This is a genomic window from Rhizobium sp. T1470, from assembly GCF_042140505.1.
In the GTDB taxonomy this organism is placed as follows: domain Bacteria; phylum Pseudomonadota; class Alphaproteobacteria; order Rhizobiales; family Rhizobiaceae; genus Rhizobium; species Rhizobium favelukesii.
Genome location: NZ_CP148095.1, coordinates 146,543 through 163,882 on the forward strand (window position 1 = coordinate 146,543; position 17,340 = coordinate 163,882).

The following is a 17,340-nucleotide window of genomic DNA, read 5'->3' on the forward strand; positions in this document are numbered from 1 at the left end:
CGTGACATCGCTGTACCGAGATTCTGAAGCGCTATTGAGAAAGCAGGCGCGGAACTGGAAAGTCTAGTACTTTGTCCGTGTAGCTTTCGACCAAGGCGCTAAACGGCGTGCCATCTTGAAGTTTCAGTACGGCACGATGTTCGAGCAGGAACGGCGGCAGGCTGAGGGAACTTGTTTCATGCGTTATTAAGCTGTCCATGTCCCAGCCTTCGGATAGAGGGGACCAGAGCAACTTGGCAGACAGGTTTGTGCGAGTGAAATTGAGGGCCTGAACGGCTCTGCCAAACGCGATATCGCTGGTATTCAACGCCTGATTCATCTCTGCAGTTAATTTTGCAGGTACATACCAGTTGTCGGCTTCGGACAAGACGCGGTCTCCGCAGACCAGGCGGACGCGGCGATAAGCGATCAGCTCACCGGGTCCGACGGTCAGAAGTTCACGGATGTGCTCATCGGCCGGTTTGTCTTGCCCGCCCACACGCTGAGCTACGATCTTGGAACCTTCCGGTGCGAGCTTATGCGCGGCGCACCAGCGGTCAAGGGTCAACGTAGCACTGGCATTACTCAGGAGATCGGCATTCAAGGTCTGGAGGACCGCAAGCGCTTCCACTCGAGATGCCGGCGTGTTCAGCCACTGAGACCCTATAGACGGTTCTTGCGCAATTGCGATCTGGGTGCCCAGCACGATGGCGGTCGCTGCAAGTGCGGCGAGGCAAATGCATTTCGAAGAACATAATGACCTTTGCTTGCGTCGCCTCGATGTCGTCCATGATATCCTCCATCCGCTCGCCGACCTGTTGTTGGAGTTTGCAAGCGTTGGCGCCAGAGCCGGCGCTTCCATCCTGGAATCTGGAAACCCGATAGACGTGGATTTCAAATGAGGAACGTGGCGGCCGGTCCGAATTCTCCCAATTCTATACTCGTAACTCTCACTTAACGGTTTAGCGCCTTTGTCGTCGCCCTCGCTCGTTGCGAGATGTTCATATAGCTGGATCGGATAATATAGCTCGCAACCGAAAGCAAAATCCAGGAGCCATTGTTGGAAGAAGGTCTTCTTCGTCGACACAGGGCCCTCCTGCCGGTCGAGTGACAATTGTAGACCAGGCAGCAACACGCCGTCGATGGTTGCCGACCGCAGATGCGAGTAGCCAAGGCGCTTGTCTGATTTCTTTGGGCGCTCCATGTCATCGTGCTCCTTGTGTACGCCTACCGACGATGATGTCCCGGCAAGACTTCAGCTCTCATAGAGAAAGAATTTTCTCTGTTGCACTATCGCAAATCCTCATAACAGGTAACCAGTGAGTTACAGAATATATTCTTACATATATCGCACTTCATGGCTTTGGCGATCTCGGATAGTTAGGCAGATTTCCTCAATATCTGTCTCTCGCCAAGGACTCTGCTTTCCACGATCCTCAAGCGGCACCGTCAGGTTAACTGACGGGTGAGGCGTTGGTGCACGGATCGTTTAGCGATCTGAGTTAGGCAGGACGGAACCGCAACAGCCCTTGTCGTTTAGCCATGCCTTTCAAACTCAATTGGCGCCCGCCGTCATCGCATCCAGAGGAATAAATTCTGGGTGGCGAACTGGCCGGAGTATGAGGCGGGACTTCGTCGGAGTGGCAGTCTGACTTTGTGGCTGACACCAGATGCCCTGTCCGGATGGCAAGCACCAAGACGCAAGACCCGGTGCCAGCACCGTTATTCCGATCTGGCGATCGAGACCGCCTTGACGCTAGGGCTGGTGTTTGGTCTGCGGCTGCGCCAAGGAGAGGGCTTGTTGGAATCTGTGCTGCAATTGATGGGGCTGGCGCTTGCCGTCCCCGATCATACCACCCTGAGCCGTCGCGCGCGGACATGGCGATCGCCCAAGGAATGGCGTGACCACCGGGGTCTTTCGACCGGAGCGTTGCATGTTCTTATCGACAGCACTGGTCTACAGGTTTACGGCGCGGGCCAGTGGCTGGAGGAAAAGCATGGCGCCAGATCCCCTCGCGGCTGGCGCAAGTTGCATCTGGCGTTGGATGCCGATAGTGGCGAGATCGTTGCGCATACCCTGACTGATCAGGACATGCCACACGAGAGGATTTCGGATTGTGCAAATGAAAGCAGCAAAACGACTGCCATCCGTCCCGCCAGGGAATCGGCAATAGCTAGTGGTTTGATCGAGACAAAAGAGTCCGATTTAGGATTCCAATTTTTGCGCGCATATGCGACGATCTGGCATGCGCACAGGTATCACATTTGAGGTTTCCGCTGACGACCGGGTTCGTCTCAACGCAATCGTTTCGGCGGGCAGTTCGCCGCAAAAGCATGTGTGGCGGGCGAAGTTTATTTTGATGAGCGACGCGGGTCTCGGAACCGTCGCGATCATGGAGGCGACGGGCAAGTCGAAGACCTGCGTCTGGCGTTGGCAGGAGCGCTTTATGACGGAAGGCGTAGACGGCCTTTTGCGCGACAAGAGCCGGCCGCCCGGCACTGCGCCGCTTGAGCTTGACCTTGTCGACCGGGTTGTGGCCCTGACGCAGGAGCCGCCCACGCAGGAAGCCACACACTGGACTGTTCGTGCGATGGCAAAGGCTGTGGGGATTGCGGCATCCTCAGTCGTCAAGATCTGGCACGAGCATGGTCTCGCACCGCATCGGTGGCGCAGCTTCAAACTATCGAACGACAAGGCTTTCGCCGAGAAGCTTCACGATGTGGTCGGTCTCTACGTCTCGCCGCCGGCCCATGCGATTGTCCTTTCCGTCGATGAGAAAAGTCAGATCCAGGCGCTGGATAGGACGCAGCCGGGTCTTCCCATGAAGAAGGGTCGTGCCGGCACGATGACCCATGATTACAAGCGCCACGGCACCACGACACTTTTCGCTGCCCTGAATGTTCTCGACGGCTCCGTCATCGGCCGCAACATGCAGCGCCACCGGCATCAGGAGTTCATCCGCTTCCTCAACACGATTGAGGCTCAGTTGCCGAAGGACAAGGCGGTTCACGTCATCCTGGACAACTACGCCACACACAAACAGCCCAAAGTCCGGGCCTGGTTGGCGCGGCACCCACGCTGGACCTTCCACTTCGTTCCGACATCCTGTTCCTGGTTGAACGCCGTCGAGGGGTTCTTCGCTAAGCTCACCCGGCGACGACTGAAAAACGGTGTCTTCCATTCCGTTGTTGATCTTCAGGCAGCCATCAACCGCTTTATCAAAGAGCACAACGAACAGCCCAAGCCGTTCATCTGGAAGGCAGACCCTGACGACATCATCGCAGCCGTCAGACGAGGGCACCAAGTGTTGGAATCAATCGACTAGCACAGTTGCAAGGTTGGGGAGATCCAGTCAGCAAGAATCGGCCGGGCTTTTTGTCACGACCCGCACTCTTCCTAATGGCTAGCATCAGATCAGGATGACGTTGGACTTCGTCTATCAGGTGGCCTCGACGCGCTCGAGGAAAAGCAGGGTGGCGTCTGCGTTGTCATGGACGGCAAGGTGACGGCCATGGTGCCCCTGCCGATCGCCGGGCTTTTGTCCGACAAGTGGGTGCACGAGGTCGCCGACGAGGTAAAGGCCTTGAAGCTCGAATGGGAAAAGGCAGGCTGCACCATCGCCTCTATGGGCTTCAACCTCATCCCGCTGTCGGTCATCCCGGAAATCCGGATAACCGACAAGGGTCTGGTACTGGTGCCGGAAATGGTGATCTCGCCGCTCTTCGAAAAGACCTGAACGCTGGCAATCCGATGGTGAAAGAGGTGCGGATCCTTCGCTGCGACGGGGCATGAAAACCTAACTCGTCGCTAGCGAACCACCATCAATAACGTTACGCATCGAGCGCACGTCGTTGGGCAGAGATCAGTTCCCTGAAGTGCTCAGCAATCCTACCTTCGCGGCTAGCGTCCTCCGCTTCCCAACCGAACTTCCACGCGTCGTGACGCGCAAGCCAATCCCCGAGGGCGCTGGTATCACCAGCAGGCATCCTATGGGCGGCGAGGTATGGGTTCTCGTGAGCCTTCAGGCCGAGCAACCGTGCCCTTGAGCCTGCTTCCTGTAAATCGATCAGCTCTTCAATCGTCATACGCGATCCCCCACGATGTCGGCGAAGGTAGCATCGCAGTCCGCGCATGCAAGAGAATGCTTCTGTAATGGGCCTTTGTTCGTCAAGTCCCTCTGAATGATTATCTCGTCGCTGAGGCCATGCTTCTGTCCGGTCAGCACGAAGACTGCCACACTATGCCATCAGATCAACAAGCCGACAGGTCAATCTAGGAAGCGTGCTTCGCCGAAGCCGTCACAGCACTACACACGACCTTGCCAAGCCTGCGTCCCAGCGACGGGACCTCATCAGACGCAAGCCTGATACTTGCCCGCGTCAATCACGTAGCTCTCTTCATGCCGCCATAGGGTTTGCGCTCCAGCGAAAGTCCGTCGGTGAAGAACGACACCCAGTTTGCGTGCAAGGGCAACCTTCGCGCGCTTCATTCCGCGACGCCTAGCCACATCGAGCGCCCAGCGCTTTAGACCGCCGAGGCTCCAACCGCCGCTGGATGAAAGTTTAGTGGCAGGTCAGGCCTTACAATTAGCGAAATTGAAAATATCGAAAGCAATGTCGATTGGCCGCTCGAATTTGTGAAACGGCTGGCAACAGTGCTTGGGGTGGCACCAAACGAGCTCTAGTGGGAGGATGCCCAACTATACGTGGGATCTTCTTGTGTGTGAAACCCATCTCGCGGTAGGATTGAAACGAGGCTGGGTCGTTTGCGATGCAAGGAACTTCTAATAGCTCAAAGTTCGAGCGCGCCTTCAATGAGATTAGGGCAGCGTCCAATGTCGATGCCGCAATTCGATCCCTACAGACGGCATACGACGTCGACCACGTGACGTACCATCTCGCACAAACCATCTCGCATAGGGTTGACGCGCCATTTGTCCGTACCACTTATCCTGATGCCTGGGTCTCCCGATACCTTCTCAACGGCTACGTCAAAATTGATCCCGTCGTTAGGGAAGGCTTTCTCCGCCAGCTTCCGTTCGACTGGAGCGAAGTGGAGCCAACGCTAGAAGCCTATGCGTTGTTGGTCGACGCCCAAAAACATGGTCTGGGCGGCAATGGCTATTCCATCCCGGTCGCCGACAAGGCGAGACGACGGTCGTTGTTTTCGATAAATTCCGGCTTGCCGGCCCATAAGTGGCAAGAGTTGATCGCGAGTTACCGGGAGGAGTGGACTGAACTCGCGAACCTGATCCATAGCAAAGCCGTGCTAGAACTCTATGGCGAGCATGATCCCGTACCGCCTTTGAGTCCAAGGGAAATCGAGTGTCTTCATTGGACAGCACTTGGCAAGGACTACAAAAGCATCGCGCTAATCCTCGAAATTTCCGAGCATACGACGCGGGATTATCTGAAGACAGCGCGGTTCAAGCTGGGCTGTCCAACCCTTTCGGCCGCCACAACCAAAGCCGTCCAGCTCCGCGTCATCAACCCCAAATCATAACCCCTCCAAATGGGGGGCCCCAACTGCGGTCATCCATCTGCGGGAATTTCCGATTGAGGTTTTCCGAGCCATTCTTGCCTTGCGACAGAAGAGGCAAGAATGTTCATAACGATTCAAGCACATGAATATCATAGATATGCGAACATCCTCAATCAGATGTTCCGCCTTCGTAAGACGATCTTTGCAGATACGCTCGGCTGGGACGTAAACGTCATTGGGCGTTACGAACGCGATAGTTATGATGCTCTCGGCCCGGCCTATCTTGTTTGGTGCGATGAGCGCTGCATGCGGCTCTACGGCGGAATGCGCCTGATGCCGACGACGGGGCCAACGCTTCTCTATGACGTCTTCAGAGCAACTTTCCCTGCTGCGACTGACCTCGTAGCACCCGGCATCTGGGAAGGCACCCGCATGTGCATCGACGAAGCTGCGATAGAAGACGATTTTCCGGATGTCGATGCTAACCGTGCATTCAGCCTGTTATTGCTCGCTCTTTGCGAATGCGCTCTCAGCCATGGTATCCATACCATGATTTCCAATTACGAACCGCATCTCAAGCGGGTGTACAATCGGGCAGGTGCCGAAGTCGATGAACTTGGCCGCGCGGACGGATATGGAAGATATCCTGTTTGCTGTGGTTCATTTGAGGTGTCGCAGCATGTCCTCGAGAAGATGCGGCAGGTGCTCAACGTGTCGGCCCCGCTTTACGTTTGCCCTAAATCCGAACAATCTTTCGCAACCCGACTTTTGGCCAATGCGGCATGAGAAACCGAATCTTCGACTCCGGAAACAGGAGGACCGCATGCCCGAAGGCGCTAGTCTGAACATCCATGATTTTGCCAGAATATTTCGACTGATTGCCGCAGCAAAAGAAGGAGCAGAAGCGTTAGAGCTTCGGAACCTCGTTCACCTGACGAATATGGCGCTGCTGCAGGTCGCACTGGACTGGGACGGTCTGGACCCTGAGTCTGTACCCGACACTGACCTCGGACGGCTTGTTGGCGAGAAAGCCCGGATCGCGACGAGTGGAGGGCGAGAGAATCTGCTCGTTCTCCATCATCCTTGAACTCGGGAACGTCGCTAACCCTCGATGCCCCGTGCAGATCCCCCGAAACGGGCCACTTTGACGCTAAGCGGCCTACTTACCCATCAGCCCGTTGATCCGACAATGTATTGTCCCGCCCATTTTAGCGTCTCGTGCAGGACCTGCTGCAAGAATGGAATCAGAAGTTGTTGTTTTTTCACTACCTAAAGATTCACATCAACTGCCGCGGAACTGATTGCAAGAGCAATTACTTCAGGGGCGAGCATCGGAGCGAGCGATGAATCATCTTCAAGTTCAAGGACGGTGGCGGTTGTCAGCGTGGAGAAGGACGACGAGCGAGGGGGATGTCGTCTACCCGCTTGGTGAGGATGCGTCCGGTTTGCTTGTCTATACCTCGAGCGGCCGCATGATGGTGCAAATGACGGCTGCGCATCGTTCGCTGGTTGCAACCAGTGATCCGCTCGGCGGGGGCGTAGACGAGCGGGCCGCAGCCTACTCAACCTGCCTTGCATATTTCGGTAGCTACAAGGTTACAGACGGCAAGGTCATTCACAATATTGAAGGCAGCTCCTTCCCCAATTGGTCCGGAACAGAGCAGGTCCGCCCCTACGAGCTCAGCGGCGATGAGCTTGTGCTGCGCACGCCACCCTCCAAAACCGACGGCATTTCCGTCGTCAACGAAATTTCCTGGATCCGCGACTAGCGTCTGGCTGACAGGTGACACCCTCAACTACTGAAATTTTGCCTCTTCAATCAACGAGCGGAGCAACAGATGAACACCACGCACTCCATCGACGTTCAGGCAGCGGTACCGCTTGTCCTGGGACGGCAAAGTCCGAAGGCGTCCTACCAGCAAACCGACCTGTCGGCCCTCGCCAATTACCTACTGTTGTTGATGCTGCGCAACGTCACCAGCGATGGCTACGTCATTGAGGACCCGGCCGATCCTGGCCAATATTCCGCTCCAGGATGCGTCATCGCCGCCCCGTCCTTCCCAGCCAACACGCCGGGCGTCGACCAGGACTATGTCTATAACTGGGTTCGCGACGGCGCGATCACCGCCATGGAGATCGCCGCTGCCGGCCTGCCCCCAACGCCTGGCGGCGGCGTCGCGACACTGATGGAGTACGTCACCTTCGCCCAGCTCTGCCAAACAAACGCCCATCCCACTCTGGGACATGCCTGCTTTACCGTTGCAGGGCAACGCCGTCCCTGGACCGAACAAAACGATGGGCCGGCCATTCAGACCGTTGCGATCCTGCGGGCTTACGGCCAGTTGGACGCGCCAACCCAAGCCATTGCCAAGCAGGTTATCGAAACAAATGTCAGCTATCTTCTCGGCGTCTACCGGGAGGCGACAACCAATCTGTGGGAGGAACACGAAGGTCTGTCCTTCTTCGCGCGCTCGGTCCAGCTGCGCTGTTTCCAGGAGGTCGTCGCCAACGGCTATGGCATTGTCGTGCCTGCCGAGACACCAGCGGCAATTGCTTGGCTTGAGAACGCCCTTCAAGACCACTGGAATGGATCGTACTACGTGTCAATGCTGAAGCCTGGAGCAGGGGCTGGCATATCGGCTATCGCAGCCGAGCTTGGCTACGATCCGAACATCGACATTGTCTTAGCCAGCATGTACGGCGCGGTGCCGGCAACCGACACCAGGTTGTTGGCGAGTGCTGCCCGTCTGCGCAGCCAGTGGGCCGATATTGGCTCAGAGGCACTCTATCCAGTCAATGCTGCAGACCAGGCGCGCGGGATCGGCCCCTTGATGGGCCGCTACCCCGGCGATCTCTATGACGGCGATGTCGTTTATCCGGTGCGCGGCGGACATCCCTGGGCGTTGTGCACGTGCAACTTCGCGGAACTATACTTTCGTCTCGCCAACGGCATCGATCGGACGCAAACCGTTCCGTTCGATAACCTATCTGAAGCGTTTTTCGCGCAGGTCGGCGTGACAAGTGCCATATCCGCCTCCGATGCCGCTGTGGCGACGCCATGCTGCGCGCTGTCGTCTATCACAGCGATCATTACGAACTCAGCGAACAGTTTGACGGCACGACCGGCTATGAGAAGAGCGTACGCAATCTGACATGGAGCTACGCGTCGTTTCTGTCGGCCGTACGCGCCAGAACTACCCAGAGCCCGCTATTTAGCAAAGCCACCGGCAAGCCTGTGCGACGGGCCGGGGCCAGACAATGAGCGATCGATTGGCAAGCTTCATTGCGCTCTCGGCCTTGCTAACCGGCTTCAACGCCGTGAAGCTGCGCGGTACCGGCATGGGTGAGGATTACCAGAGCCTGCTGGACCAGATCGTCAGTATCGGCACGGTGGACGATCTGCTGAGTAGTATTGAGCCCTTGCCATCAGGACATGAAGGCAAGCGCCCGACAACAGAAGAGATCCTTGAGGACCCACGGCTTGGACCGATCGCTCGCAACCTGATCATTCTTTGGTACAGCGGCAGTTGGCCTCAACTGCCTGCGGCGTGGCGGGTGGCATTTGGAGCATCGCCGATGGACACGACCCATGTGGTATCGGGCGCGGCCTATCAGGCCGGCCTGCAATGGGCAGCAGCAGGAGCCCACCCGGCTGGCGCCAAGCCGCAAGGTTTCGGCGCCTGGTCCTTGGAGCCGCAGGGGAGGAGGGCATGACGAACGAGATGTCCTTTGATGCGGTGATCGTCGGAGCCGGTGTCGCCGGAGCGCTGATCGCAAAGCGCTTGAGCAAAGCCAACCTGCGCGTGCTGCTGCTTGAGGCTGGACCCGATACGACACGTAGTTTTAAGGGCTACACAGAGCACCTGGAACACTTCTACGCGGCAAACAGCAAAGGGCCGGAATCGCCCTGGCCGCCGTCCGTCGGCGCACCGCAACCAGACACCGCCGACTTGCGGTCGAATAACGGCTATTTCGTTCAGCGCGGCCCCGACCTCTACGGCAGCAGCTATACGCGGCTGTTGGGCGGGTCAACCCTGCACTGGCTTGGCGTGTCGCTGCGCATGCTGCCTGAGGATTTCCGCATGAGATCGCTGCACGGTGTCGGCCGGGACTGGCCGCTCGACTATGCAACACTCGCCCCCTACTACGAGCAGGCAGAGCACGAGATCGGTGTTTCCGCGGACGCCGCCGAACAGCACTATCTCGGACTTACCTTCTCTAAGGGGTATGACTACCCGATGCGGCGCCTACCACCCAGTTTCTCGGATCGCGTGCTCGCCGCGGCGGTCGACGGGATGGAAATTCGGCTTGAAGACCAGCCTTTCGGGCTCAAGGTTCGCAGCTATCCAGCGCCCGCAATTCGCTCCCACGCAAATCCTATCGGCCGGTCGGCGCCGTCGATAGCCAGACCGGCGGAGCATTGGGGTTTGGCTATCTCGGAGAACGCTGCGAGGGCAATACGTCCTGTACGCCGATCTGCCCGGTGCAGGCAAAGTACAACGCCGGCAAAACGCTGGCGCAGGCGGATCCGAAACACCTGACCGTTCTAACGCAAGCCGTCGCCTCGAAGGTCCATGTCGATCCGACAAGCGGTGAGGTGAAGGGGATTGAATATCAACGCTATGACAATCCGAACTCGACCAGTTCGACGATGCATGTCGCAACGGCGCGTGTCTATGTGCTAGCGGCGCACGCCATCGAAAATGCCAAGCTCATGCTGGCCTCCGGGCTCGCCGGACGGCACCATCAAGTCGGCAAAACCCTTATGGACCATCCGACGCTTTATGCCTGGGGGCTTGCGCCACGTCCGATCGGCGCCTACCGGGGCCCTCAGTCGACGGCGGGCATCGAGGATCTGAGGGGCGGCGCGTTTCGCTCACGACACGCAGCATTCCGCTTCGACGTCGGCAATGACGGTTGGCGGGCAAGCACGGGTGCTCCTGATACGGTCGTGTCTCAAGCCGTGATGACGAACCGCCTCTATGGCTCGGCGCTACGCAAGCAACTTGAGGCGACGCTATCGCGCCATGTCCGCTTCTCGGTGGCGGTCGAGCAGCTTCCAGATCCGGCCAACAGCGTCAGTATTGACCCGCGCTATCGCGATCCGATGGGCAATCCGCGCCCCGTGATCGACTACAGGATCGATGACTACACCCTTGAAGGAATGGTAGCCGCTGCGAACGTCGCCAAAGCCATATTTCGTCGGGCCGGTATAACGGACTGCACCGATGCGGATCAAGGAAGCTGGTTCCCGACAACCTTTTATCAAGGTCGCGCAATCCATTACCACGGAATGGGGCATTTCGCCGGCACGCATGTCATGGGCGAGGATCCGAGCGGATCCGTCGTTGACGCGGACCAGCGCGCGTGGGAGCACAGGAACCTGTTTGTGGTCGGCTCCGGCAGCTTTCCCACCCTAGGTACATCCAATCCGACGCTGACTCTATCGGCATTGGCCTTGCGGACAGCAGATCGGCTGATCGCGACCTTCGCACACTGACCACATCTGGCGCGAGCAGAGGCGGAAGAGCCCACCCGTTCGCCCCGATCATTCGAGCAGAGCGGTCATTCGATCGCGCTATGTAGAGGGAGCAAGCAGGATGCATCTATCATTTCGGTTGCCGGCCAGCCAGGGAAGAGGTCGAGGGACCGGCATTCGTTTTTCACCCCTTATGATGGAGGTGCGCCGTGTTGCTTTCCATTGACGCTGCACGAAGGACGGACATCCAGGCCGTTTCGGCGGATAGTGACTACGATGCGGTCATTATCGGTTCGGGCATATCGGGCGCAATCATTGCCAGTGAGCTTAGCAAGGCGGGCAAGCGCGTTCTCGTCCTTGAAGCAGGATCCGCAACTGATCGGACGCTTCGCGGCTATCAAGAATATGTCACCAACTTCTACGGTGCGGCAACCAAGGACAACCAGTCACCCTATCCCGTCAATCTCAACGCGCCGATGCCCCGCAGTCCAGAGTTGCGCAAGCTCCAGCCGGGCGAAACCAATGCCTCGGCCTACATGGTGCAATCAGGCCCCTACGTGACCGACACGACCTATACCCGGGTTTTCGGCGGCACGACCATGCATTGGGAGGCGAAGACGCCGCGCATGCTACAGGAAGACTTCAAGGCAAAGTCGCTGTTCGGTCAGGGCGTCGACTGGCCCCTGAACTACACGGACATCGAGGCGGATTATCAGATCGCTGAGCGGGAGATCGGCGTATCCGCCGACGTCGACGATCAAACCTATCTCGATGTCACATTTCCCAAGGACTATGTCTTTCCGATGCAGGGCCTGCCGCTGTCCTACTTGGACCAGATGGTGGCAAAAGGCATCAATGGTACCGATGTCAAGCTTTACGGAGAGACATATCCGATCAAGGTTCGACCCTATCCGCAGGGACGCAATGGCATCCCAAATCCTGCGTATGACGGGGGCAAGGGCTATGTGCCGATCGGGGCGGTGAGCACCCATGAGGTTGAGGAGGGCGGACGATGTCAGGGCAACACAAACTGCGTTCCGATCTGCCCAGTGCAGGCGCGCTACCATTCCGGGAAGACCCTTGCAAAGGCTTTCCAAACCGGCATAGTCGAGCTTCTCGATCAGGCGGTTGCCTCGCGGGTCGTAATTGATTCCGTCAGCGGCAGGGTGACCGCGCTTGAGGTGAAGGTCTATAAGGATGCGACCTCGCCCGAACACGAAACGATCACCGTCAAGGGCAAGATCTTCGTGTTGGCTGCGGGCGCCATTGAAACGCCCCGGCTAATGCTTGCCTCCGGCCTGCGCAGCACCAGCGGGCTGATCGGCCGCAACCTGATGGACCACGCATATTTATTGAGCTGGGCGCTGATGCCGGAGATTTGCGGCACCATGCGCGGAACGAGTTGTACCGGCGGCATCGTGGATTTGCGCGGCGGCGCCTTTAGACGGCATCAGGCGGCCTTCGCCGTCGATATCCACAATGATGGCTGGGGTTGGGCGGTCGGTTCACCCTATTCCGACATCATCGAACTCGTCGACCAGCACAACCAGTTCGGAGGCGACCTGCGGCGAGCCTTGATCGAGCGCGTTTCGCGCCAATTGTTGCTCGCCTTCATGATCGAGGTGATGCCGGTCGAGAGCAACCGTGTGACCGTTGATCCGCAATACACCGACCGACTTGGCAATATGCGGCCGGTAGTCTCATTCACGGTGCCTGAGTACAGCCTTCGTGGCGCGGCCTATGCCCGGGAATTCGCAAAGACCATGTTTGCCCGGCTGGGTGCGGTCGACCGCACCCGCTACGACCCGAGCGACTACGGCTATGTCAACTATGGAGGTGAGGGCTACGCCATCCGCGGCGGCAACCACCTTGCCGGCACCCATATTATGGGACGCGACAAGCATTGTTCCGCAGTCGACAGCGACCAGCGGTCCTGGGACCACGACAATCTTTATCTAGTCGGCGGTGGCAGCATGCCCTCGGTCGGCACGGCCAATGTCACCTTGACGCTCGCCGCGCTCAACTACCGGAGCGCGCGCGCCATGCTGAAGCAGTTGCACTGATTGGGCGCGTGTCGCTCGCCACACACAACGATCGGAGAAACCCATGACGTCCAACACGATCAAGACGATTGGTGATCTAAAAGCGCATCTCCACATTGCGATGCAATTGGAGATGCGACAATCCCGCCGTATCTGACGGCGCTTTATTCAATCAAGCCCGGCACCAACCCGAACGCCGTCCAGGTGATCCGTGTGGTCGCGGTGGAGGAAATGCTGCATCTGACGGTCGCGGCAAACCTATTGAACGCCATTGGTGGGATACCGGACCTCACCGTTGCCGGCTTTGTACCGTCCTACCCTACCTATCTTCCAGACGGCGAGGCCGATTTCAAGGTCCATCTTGCGCCGTTCAGCAAGGAAACGCTCGAGATCTTCAAGAAGATAGAGCGTCCTCGCCTCGCCCCCGGACCGCAGAAACTCGTCAAACGATCCTACCGTGCCGGTGTGACGGTGCTCGGAACTTACCCGGGTGCCAGCGATATGCAATACTACAGCATCGGCGAGTTTTACGCCGCCATCGAAGCAGGGTTCGACCTCCTTGAAAGGGAAGCCAAAGACGCAGGCGAAACGATCTTCGTCGGAGATCCGCAGCGCCAGGTTACCTCGGAATACTACTACTCCGGCGGCGGAGAGCTCTTCGCGATCAAGGATATTAACAGCGCGGGCGCGGCAGTCCAACTGGTGATGGAGCAGGGCGAAGGTGCCGGCGGCGGCATCTACGACCGTGAGAAAGAGCTGTCGCACTACTACCGCTTCGACGAACTCAGCCAGGGGCGCTACTACCGGAGTGGTGACAGTCCAGGCAATCCGACCGGCCCGACCTTCAGTGTCGACTGGCAGGCGGCCTTCCCGATCAAATCCGATCTGAAATTAGCAGAGATTCCGGCAGGCTCGGAACTTCACGAGGCGGCCCTATCGTTCAATCACGCCTACGCGGCATTCCTAAAGCAACTGACGCATGCCTTCAACGGTCAACCGCAGCTGCTTCTGGAAGCGGTGCCAAGGATGTTCGAGTTCAGGAACCTGATGGGGGAACTGATCCGCAATCCCTTGCCCGGCAGCGGTGGCCTACATGCCATGGCGACGTTCGAGATTGCTGGCCGCGGCGCCGTCCCAACCTACTGGCGACAGTGAAAGAGGAGGCAGGAATGAATACCGAAGACCGTCTACACAACTTTCTTGCCTTCTCCACCGAGGTTACCGCGTTCACCACCTTCGAACTGTGGGGCACGGGGCAGGCCGAGGCCTATCTTGTGGCGGGCGGCACCGTCCTCGGTGCCGCGGTCCTGGACGATCTCCTTGCTACCTACAAAAAAATTCTGATGGAGACGGAAGGCGAACCACTCTCCGAGCGCAAGACACGTCTCCGTCGGGAGATATTCGGTAGCGAGAAGCTGGGGCCGATCGCCCGCAACATTGTCAAGCTCTGGTACGTCGGCACCTGGTACGAACTGCCGACGGCTTGGACCGAGGCTTTCGGTCCGGCATTGAACGATGTCACCTTCGTTGTGTCGGCCTCCGCTTACATTGAGGGTCTGATGTGGAAGGCAATCGGTGCCCATCCAGCAGGTGCAAAGGCTCCGGGCTACGGGTCGTGGGCATCCCCGCCGCAGATACCTGCCTTTGCAGGCGACCCCGCAAACGCGCAAGCTATTGATATAAAAGTGTAACCACCGACAGAGGACCAATTACATGAGCATTCAGACCTCTCAGCTCTCCCCAGAAAAAGTATGGCTTGGTATCACGCCGACGCTCTGGTGGAATGACGACTTCATCAACATCGACATCGGTATTCCCTTCGAGCAATGCATCAGCGAGATGGCGCTCGCCGGCTATGTTGGTTGCAGTGTTGGCCATAAGTATCCGACCGACCTGAAAACCCTTAAGGCGGCCCTCGATCTGCGTGGTTTGCGCATTTCAGAACCATGGGTCAGCACCTACTTCACGATCCAGGCCATGCGGGAACAAACAATCCAGAAGGTACGCCAGCAACTGGCCTTTTTGCGGGAGATGGAGAACGGCGGCGAAGGCCCCAGGAAGGCCGACCTCGTCGTGGCCGAGTTCGGTCACGCCGTGAACCCGCTGCCAGTCGCGCTGTTCCCAAACTGTCCGACGTTAACCGACGCCCAGTGGGATCTGCTGATCGACGGTCTGCACGCGATTGGTAGGATTGCCAGGGATGAGGGGAGGCACCTTTGCTATCATCCGCATCTCGGCACCGGCGTGATGACCAGTGAGGCGGTCGATCGCCTGATGAACAGGACCGACGCCAATTTGGTCCATCTGCTGCTGGATACGGCCCATCTCGCCGCCGCCGGTGCTGATCCGTTGACCGTTACCAGAAAATACGCCGCCCGGATCAAGCATATCCATTTGAAAGATTTCCGCGCCAGCGTGGTGGCCCGCGTTCATGCGGACGGCCTATCCTTCGAAGCGGCCATCGAAGCAGGGATATTTACGGTTCCCGGAGATGGCTCACTCAAGACCTTCCCGGAAATTCTCGCGGCGCTCGCAGAAGCCGACTTCGCCGGTTGGCTGGTGATTGAGGCCGAGCAGGACCCGGCCAAGGCGAACCCACTCCAATACGCCAAGATGGCACGAGCCTATTTGCGCGAGACGCTGGGGTGGTAACGATGGATAGGCCCGCGAAAAGAGACATCTATCTTAGCCTGTTCCTGTTCACTGCCGACCTCCGGCCGAAAGATGAAGCATATACCCAGGTTCTGATCGATCATATCAGGACCCTACGGGCCATGGGTTATGATGGCTTCGACCTGCCAATCGCCGCCCAACAAACCGCCGACCACAAGGCTGAGATCGAAAGCTATCGCCGCTTCAAAGAGGCTTTGGACGCTGCCGGTTTTGAGGCCGTGGGCTTCACCACCAATGTCGGCACCACACGGACGTTCGATCCCACCTCGTTCTACAAGGAGCAACGGGAAGGCGCCTTGGCCTACTTGAAGTCCCGCGTCGACATCACCTCGATCCTAGGCGGCAACACGGTCATGGCAGGACCGATCCTCTTTCCTTACGGCGTTTTTCCAACCCTTGATTCCGGCGCACCGCTTTGGAGCGATGCCCTGCAGGATTGGCTCCGACCCCGCTACGAGCTGGCGCGCCCGGTTATCGAGGAGCTGGCCGATTACGCCGAGAAGAAGGCCATCAAGCTCGCGATTGAGCCGGTGGACCATTGGGAAACACCGGCACCGAACATGGTTTCTGACGTGCTTGGCTTCCTAAGGGGTGTTCGCAGCCCACAGGCCGGCCTTACTATCGACAGCGCCCATGTGGTGCTCGGAAGCAAGGGTCCCGCAGCCTTTAAGGACAGTCTGCGCGCCACGGTCGAGGAGGGCCGCCTGCACTATATTCACATCTCAGCACCCGATCGCGGCGCGCTGAAAGACAGTTGGATCCCATGGAAAACCTTCCTCGGGCCGGTCCTCCCGGTCTATGACGGCCCGTTCCTGATAGAAGTGTTCAATGCGGTGGCGCCTTTTCTCGACGGTCTCCGCTTGACCCGCCGCAAGTTCTGGATCCCTGGCGAGGACAGGCCCGTGCCGGGCCAGCCCAGCGCCTACGACGTTGCCCGCGACGGTTTGGAAACCTTGCTGCAACAATTCGCCCTGCCTGAAGGCCATCTGGTGCAATCGGCCTAGACACTTGGCAAGGCCGAAACAGGCCGCTCGCCAAACAGCGAGGTGTGGCGTCCTTACGTCACTGCAGAGCACCTTGGGCCCTGAGGGATCTCCCGGGCTTCTGGGAAGGTTCCGGCTTCAGCCTGATCGCTCGCCCCGACCATTCGGGACGAAACAAGAGCGGCTTTTACCTGCAACTCAATCTTTTGCATGAAACTATCGAATTCACCACGATCGGATCGCCGGTCTTCAATCGCGGCAGTGCACAGGAGGATATTGCCATTTATGGCGTCACATATGTGCATCGCGTCACAGACGGCGTTAACGGTGGCGCCCTGCACATCGAACCCGGCATGTGGCTGAATATACCGGCAACCACTGCCCCAAAGGCCGACGTAAGTATCGCGCGGTTGGGCACCGTTCCCCATGGCAATGCTTTCTGTACGGTAGGTTTCGCGCAGCACGCCGTATTCAACAAGGGCCCGGACATTCCACCTGCCAACACCATCCCGTTCGATATTACCGGCCAGCAGCCGGCACCAGGTAGCAAGAATCCCTATCCCGAATACGACCTCGACATTCCGAACAAGCCCCATCCCCGCCGCCATAATGATCGACGATCCTAACCAGATGCTGCGGGACACTTGAAACAGCAGGTAATGGATTAGCATTACAGTTGCATATCTATCTGTGGTCTGAATC

General features: G+C 58.2%; 15 protein-coding genes and 5 pseudogenes. 17 read left to right on the forward strand and 3 right to left on the reverse strand.

Annotation, left to right across the window (positions count from 1 at the left end):
* Positions 1-31 precede the first annotated feature (31 nt).
* Positions 32-688, reverse strand: a complete 657-nt coding sequence (locus tag WGT02_RS39090; RefSeq protein ID WP_208245175.1) for a hypothetical protein — start codon at positions 686-688, stop codon at positions 32-34.
* A gap of 833 nt (positions 689-1,521) precedes the next feature.
* Between WGT02_RS39090 and WGT02_RS39095 the strand changes: the two are divergent.
* The 3 genes and pseudogenes from WGT02_RS39095 to WGT02_RS39105 form a co-directional block, all read left to right on the forward strand.
* Positions 1,522-2,071, forward strand: a pseudogene (locus WGT02_RS39095) (IS5 family transposase); the annotation flags it as partial.
* Positions 2,072-2,225: 154 nt separating this feature from the next.
* The gene (locus WGT02_RS39100) at positions 2,226-3,305 is read left to right on the forward strand and encodes an IS630 family transposase (RefSeq protein ID WP_037069542.1); all 1,080 of its coding nucleotides are present in this window, start codon (positions 2,226-2,228) and stop codon (positions 3,303-3,305) included.
* Positions 3,306-3,428: 123 nt separating this feature from the next.
* Positions 3,429-3,716: pseudogene (locus WGT02_RS39105) on the forward strand (adenine deaminase C-terminal domain-containing protein); the annotation flags it as partial.
* A gap of 94 nt (positions 3,717-3,810) precedes the next feature.
* On the opposite strand, the gene WGT02_RS39110 reads toward WGT02_RS39105, so the two are convergent.
* Both WGT02_RS39110 and WGT02_RS39115 read right to left on the reverse strand, forming a co-directional pair.
* Complete coding sequence (locus WGT02_RS39110; protein WP_208245017.1) at positions 3,811-4,065, reverse strand: CrpP-related protein; 255 nt, start codon at positions 4,063-4,065, stop codon at positions 3,811-3,813.
* A gap of 266 nt (positions 4,066-4,331) precedes the next feature.
* Positions 4,332-4,511: pseudogene (locus WGT02_RS39115) on the reverse strand (hypothetical protein); the annotation flags it as partial.
* A 239-nt stretch (positions 4,512-4,750) separates the two neighbouring features.
* Between WGT02_RS39115 and WGT02_RS39120 the strand changes: the two are divergent.
* The 14 genes and pseudogenes from WGT02_RS39120 (at position 4,751) to WGT02_RS39185 (ending at position 17,264) form a co-directional block, all read left to right on the forward strand.
* The gene (locus WGT02_RS39120) at positions 4,751-5,482 is read left to right on the forward strand and encodes a LuxR family transcriptional regulator (RefSeq protein WP_208245016.1); all 732 of its coding nucleotides are present in this window, start codon (positions 4,751-4,753) and stop codon (positions 5,480-5,482) included.
* Between the two features lie 99 nt (positions 5,483-5,581).
* Entirely contained in the window at positions 5,582-6,247 is a 666-nt protein-coding gene (locus WGT02_RS39125) for an acyl-homoserine-lactone synthase (RefSeq protein WP_024318969.1), read from the forward strand.
* Between the two features lie 37 nt (positions 6,248-6,284).
* Positions 6,285-6,548: a hypothetical protein gene (locus tag WGT02_RS39130; protein WP_024318968.1), complete on the forward strand. Its 264-nt coding sequence runs from the start codon at positions 6,285-6,287 to the stop codon at positions 6,546-6,548.
* Between the two features lie 256 nt (positions 6,549-6,804).
* Positions 6,805-7,230 (forward strand): lipocalin-like domain-containing protein, encoded by a 426-nt coding sequence (locus WGT02_RS39135; RefSeq protein WP_208245015.1) that lies wholly within the window; start codon positions 6,805-6,807, stop codon positions 7,228-7,230.
* Positions 7,231-7,299: 69 nt separating this feature from the next.
* Positions 7,300-8,723 (forward strand): annotated as a pseudogene (locus WGT02_RS39140) (glycoside hydrolase family 15 protein).
* Positions 8,720-9,175 carry a hypothetical protein gene (locus WGT02_RS39145; protein ID WP_208245014.1) on the forward strand — a complete coding sequence of 152 codons (456 nt, stop codon included), beginning with the start codon at positions 8,720-8,722 and terminating at the stop codon, positions 9,173-9,175. The pseudogene WGT02_RS39140 and the gene WGT02_RS39145 overlap by 4 nt, the downstream one beginning before the upstream one ends.
* Positions 9,172-10,002, forward strand: coding sequence for an NAD(P)-binding protein (locus WGT02_RS39150; RefSeq protein WP_208245013.1), 831 nt, complete (start codon positions 9,172-9,174; stop codon positions 10,000-10,002). Before WGT02_RS39145 ends, WGT02_RS39150 begins: the two co-directional genes overlap by 4 nt.
* Positions 9,945-10,961, forward strand: a complete 1,017-nt coding sequence (locus WGT02_RS39155; protein ID WP_208245012.1) for a GMC oxidoreductase — start codon at positions 9,945-9,947, stop codon at positions 10,959-10,961. The genes WGT02_RS39150 and WGT02_RS39155 overlap by 58 nt, the downstream gene beginning before the upstream one ends.
* A 188-nt stretch (positions 10,962-11,149) precedes the next feature.
* Positions 11,150-13,003 (forward strand): GMC oxidoreductase, encoded by a 1,854-nt coding sequence (locus WGT02_RS39160; RefSeq protein WP_208245011.1) that lies wholly within the window; start codon positions 11,150-11,152, stop codon positions 13,001-13,003.
* 43 nt (positions 13,004-13,046) lie between these two features.
* Positions 13,047-14,137, forward strand: a pseudogene (locus tag WGT02_RS39165) (ferritin-like protein).
* Positions 14,138-14,151: 14 nt separating this feature from the next.
* A complete protein-coding gene (locus tag WGT02_RS39170) occupies positions 14,152-14,673 on the forward strand; it encodes a hypothetical protein (RefSeq protein ID WP_208245009.1) in 522 nt (173 codons plus the stop codon).
* Between the two features lie 22 nt (positions 14,674-14,695).
* Complete coding sequence (gene iolE / locus WGT02_RS39175) at positions 14,696-15,634, forward strand: myo-inosose-2 dehydratase (RefSeq protein ID WP_208245007.1); 939 nt, start codon at positions 14,696-14,698, stop codon at positions 15,632-15,634.
* A gap of 2 nt (positions 15,635-15,636) precedes the next feature.
* Positions 15,637-16,659, forward strand: coding sequence for a sugar phosphate isomerase/epimerase (locus WGT02_RS39180; protein ID WP_208245005.1), 1,023 nt, complete (start codon positions 15,637-15,639; stop codon positions 16,657-16,659).
* Positions 16,660-16,703: 44 nt separating this feature from the next.
* Positions 16,704-17,264, forward strand: a complete 561-nt coding sequence (locus WGT02_RS39185) for a hypothetical protein (protein WP_208245002.1) — start codon at positions 16,704-16,706, stop codon at positions 17,262-17,264.
* Positions 17,265-17,340 lie beyond the last annotated feature (76 nt).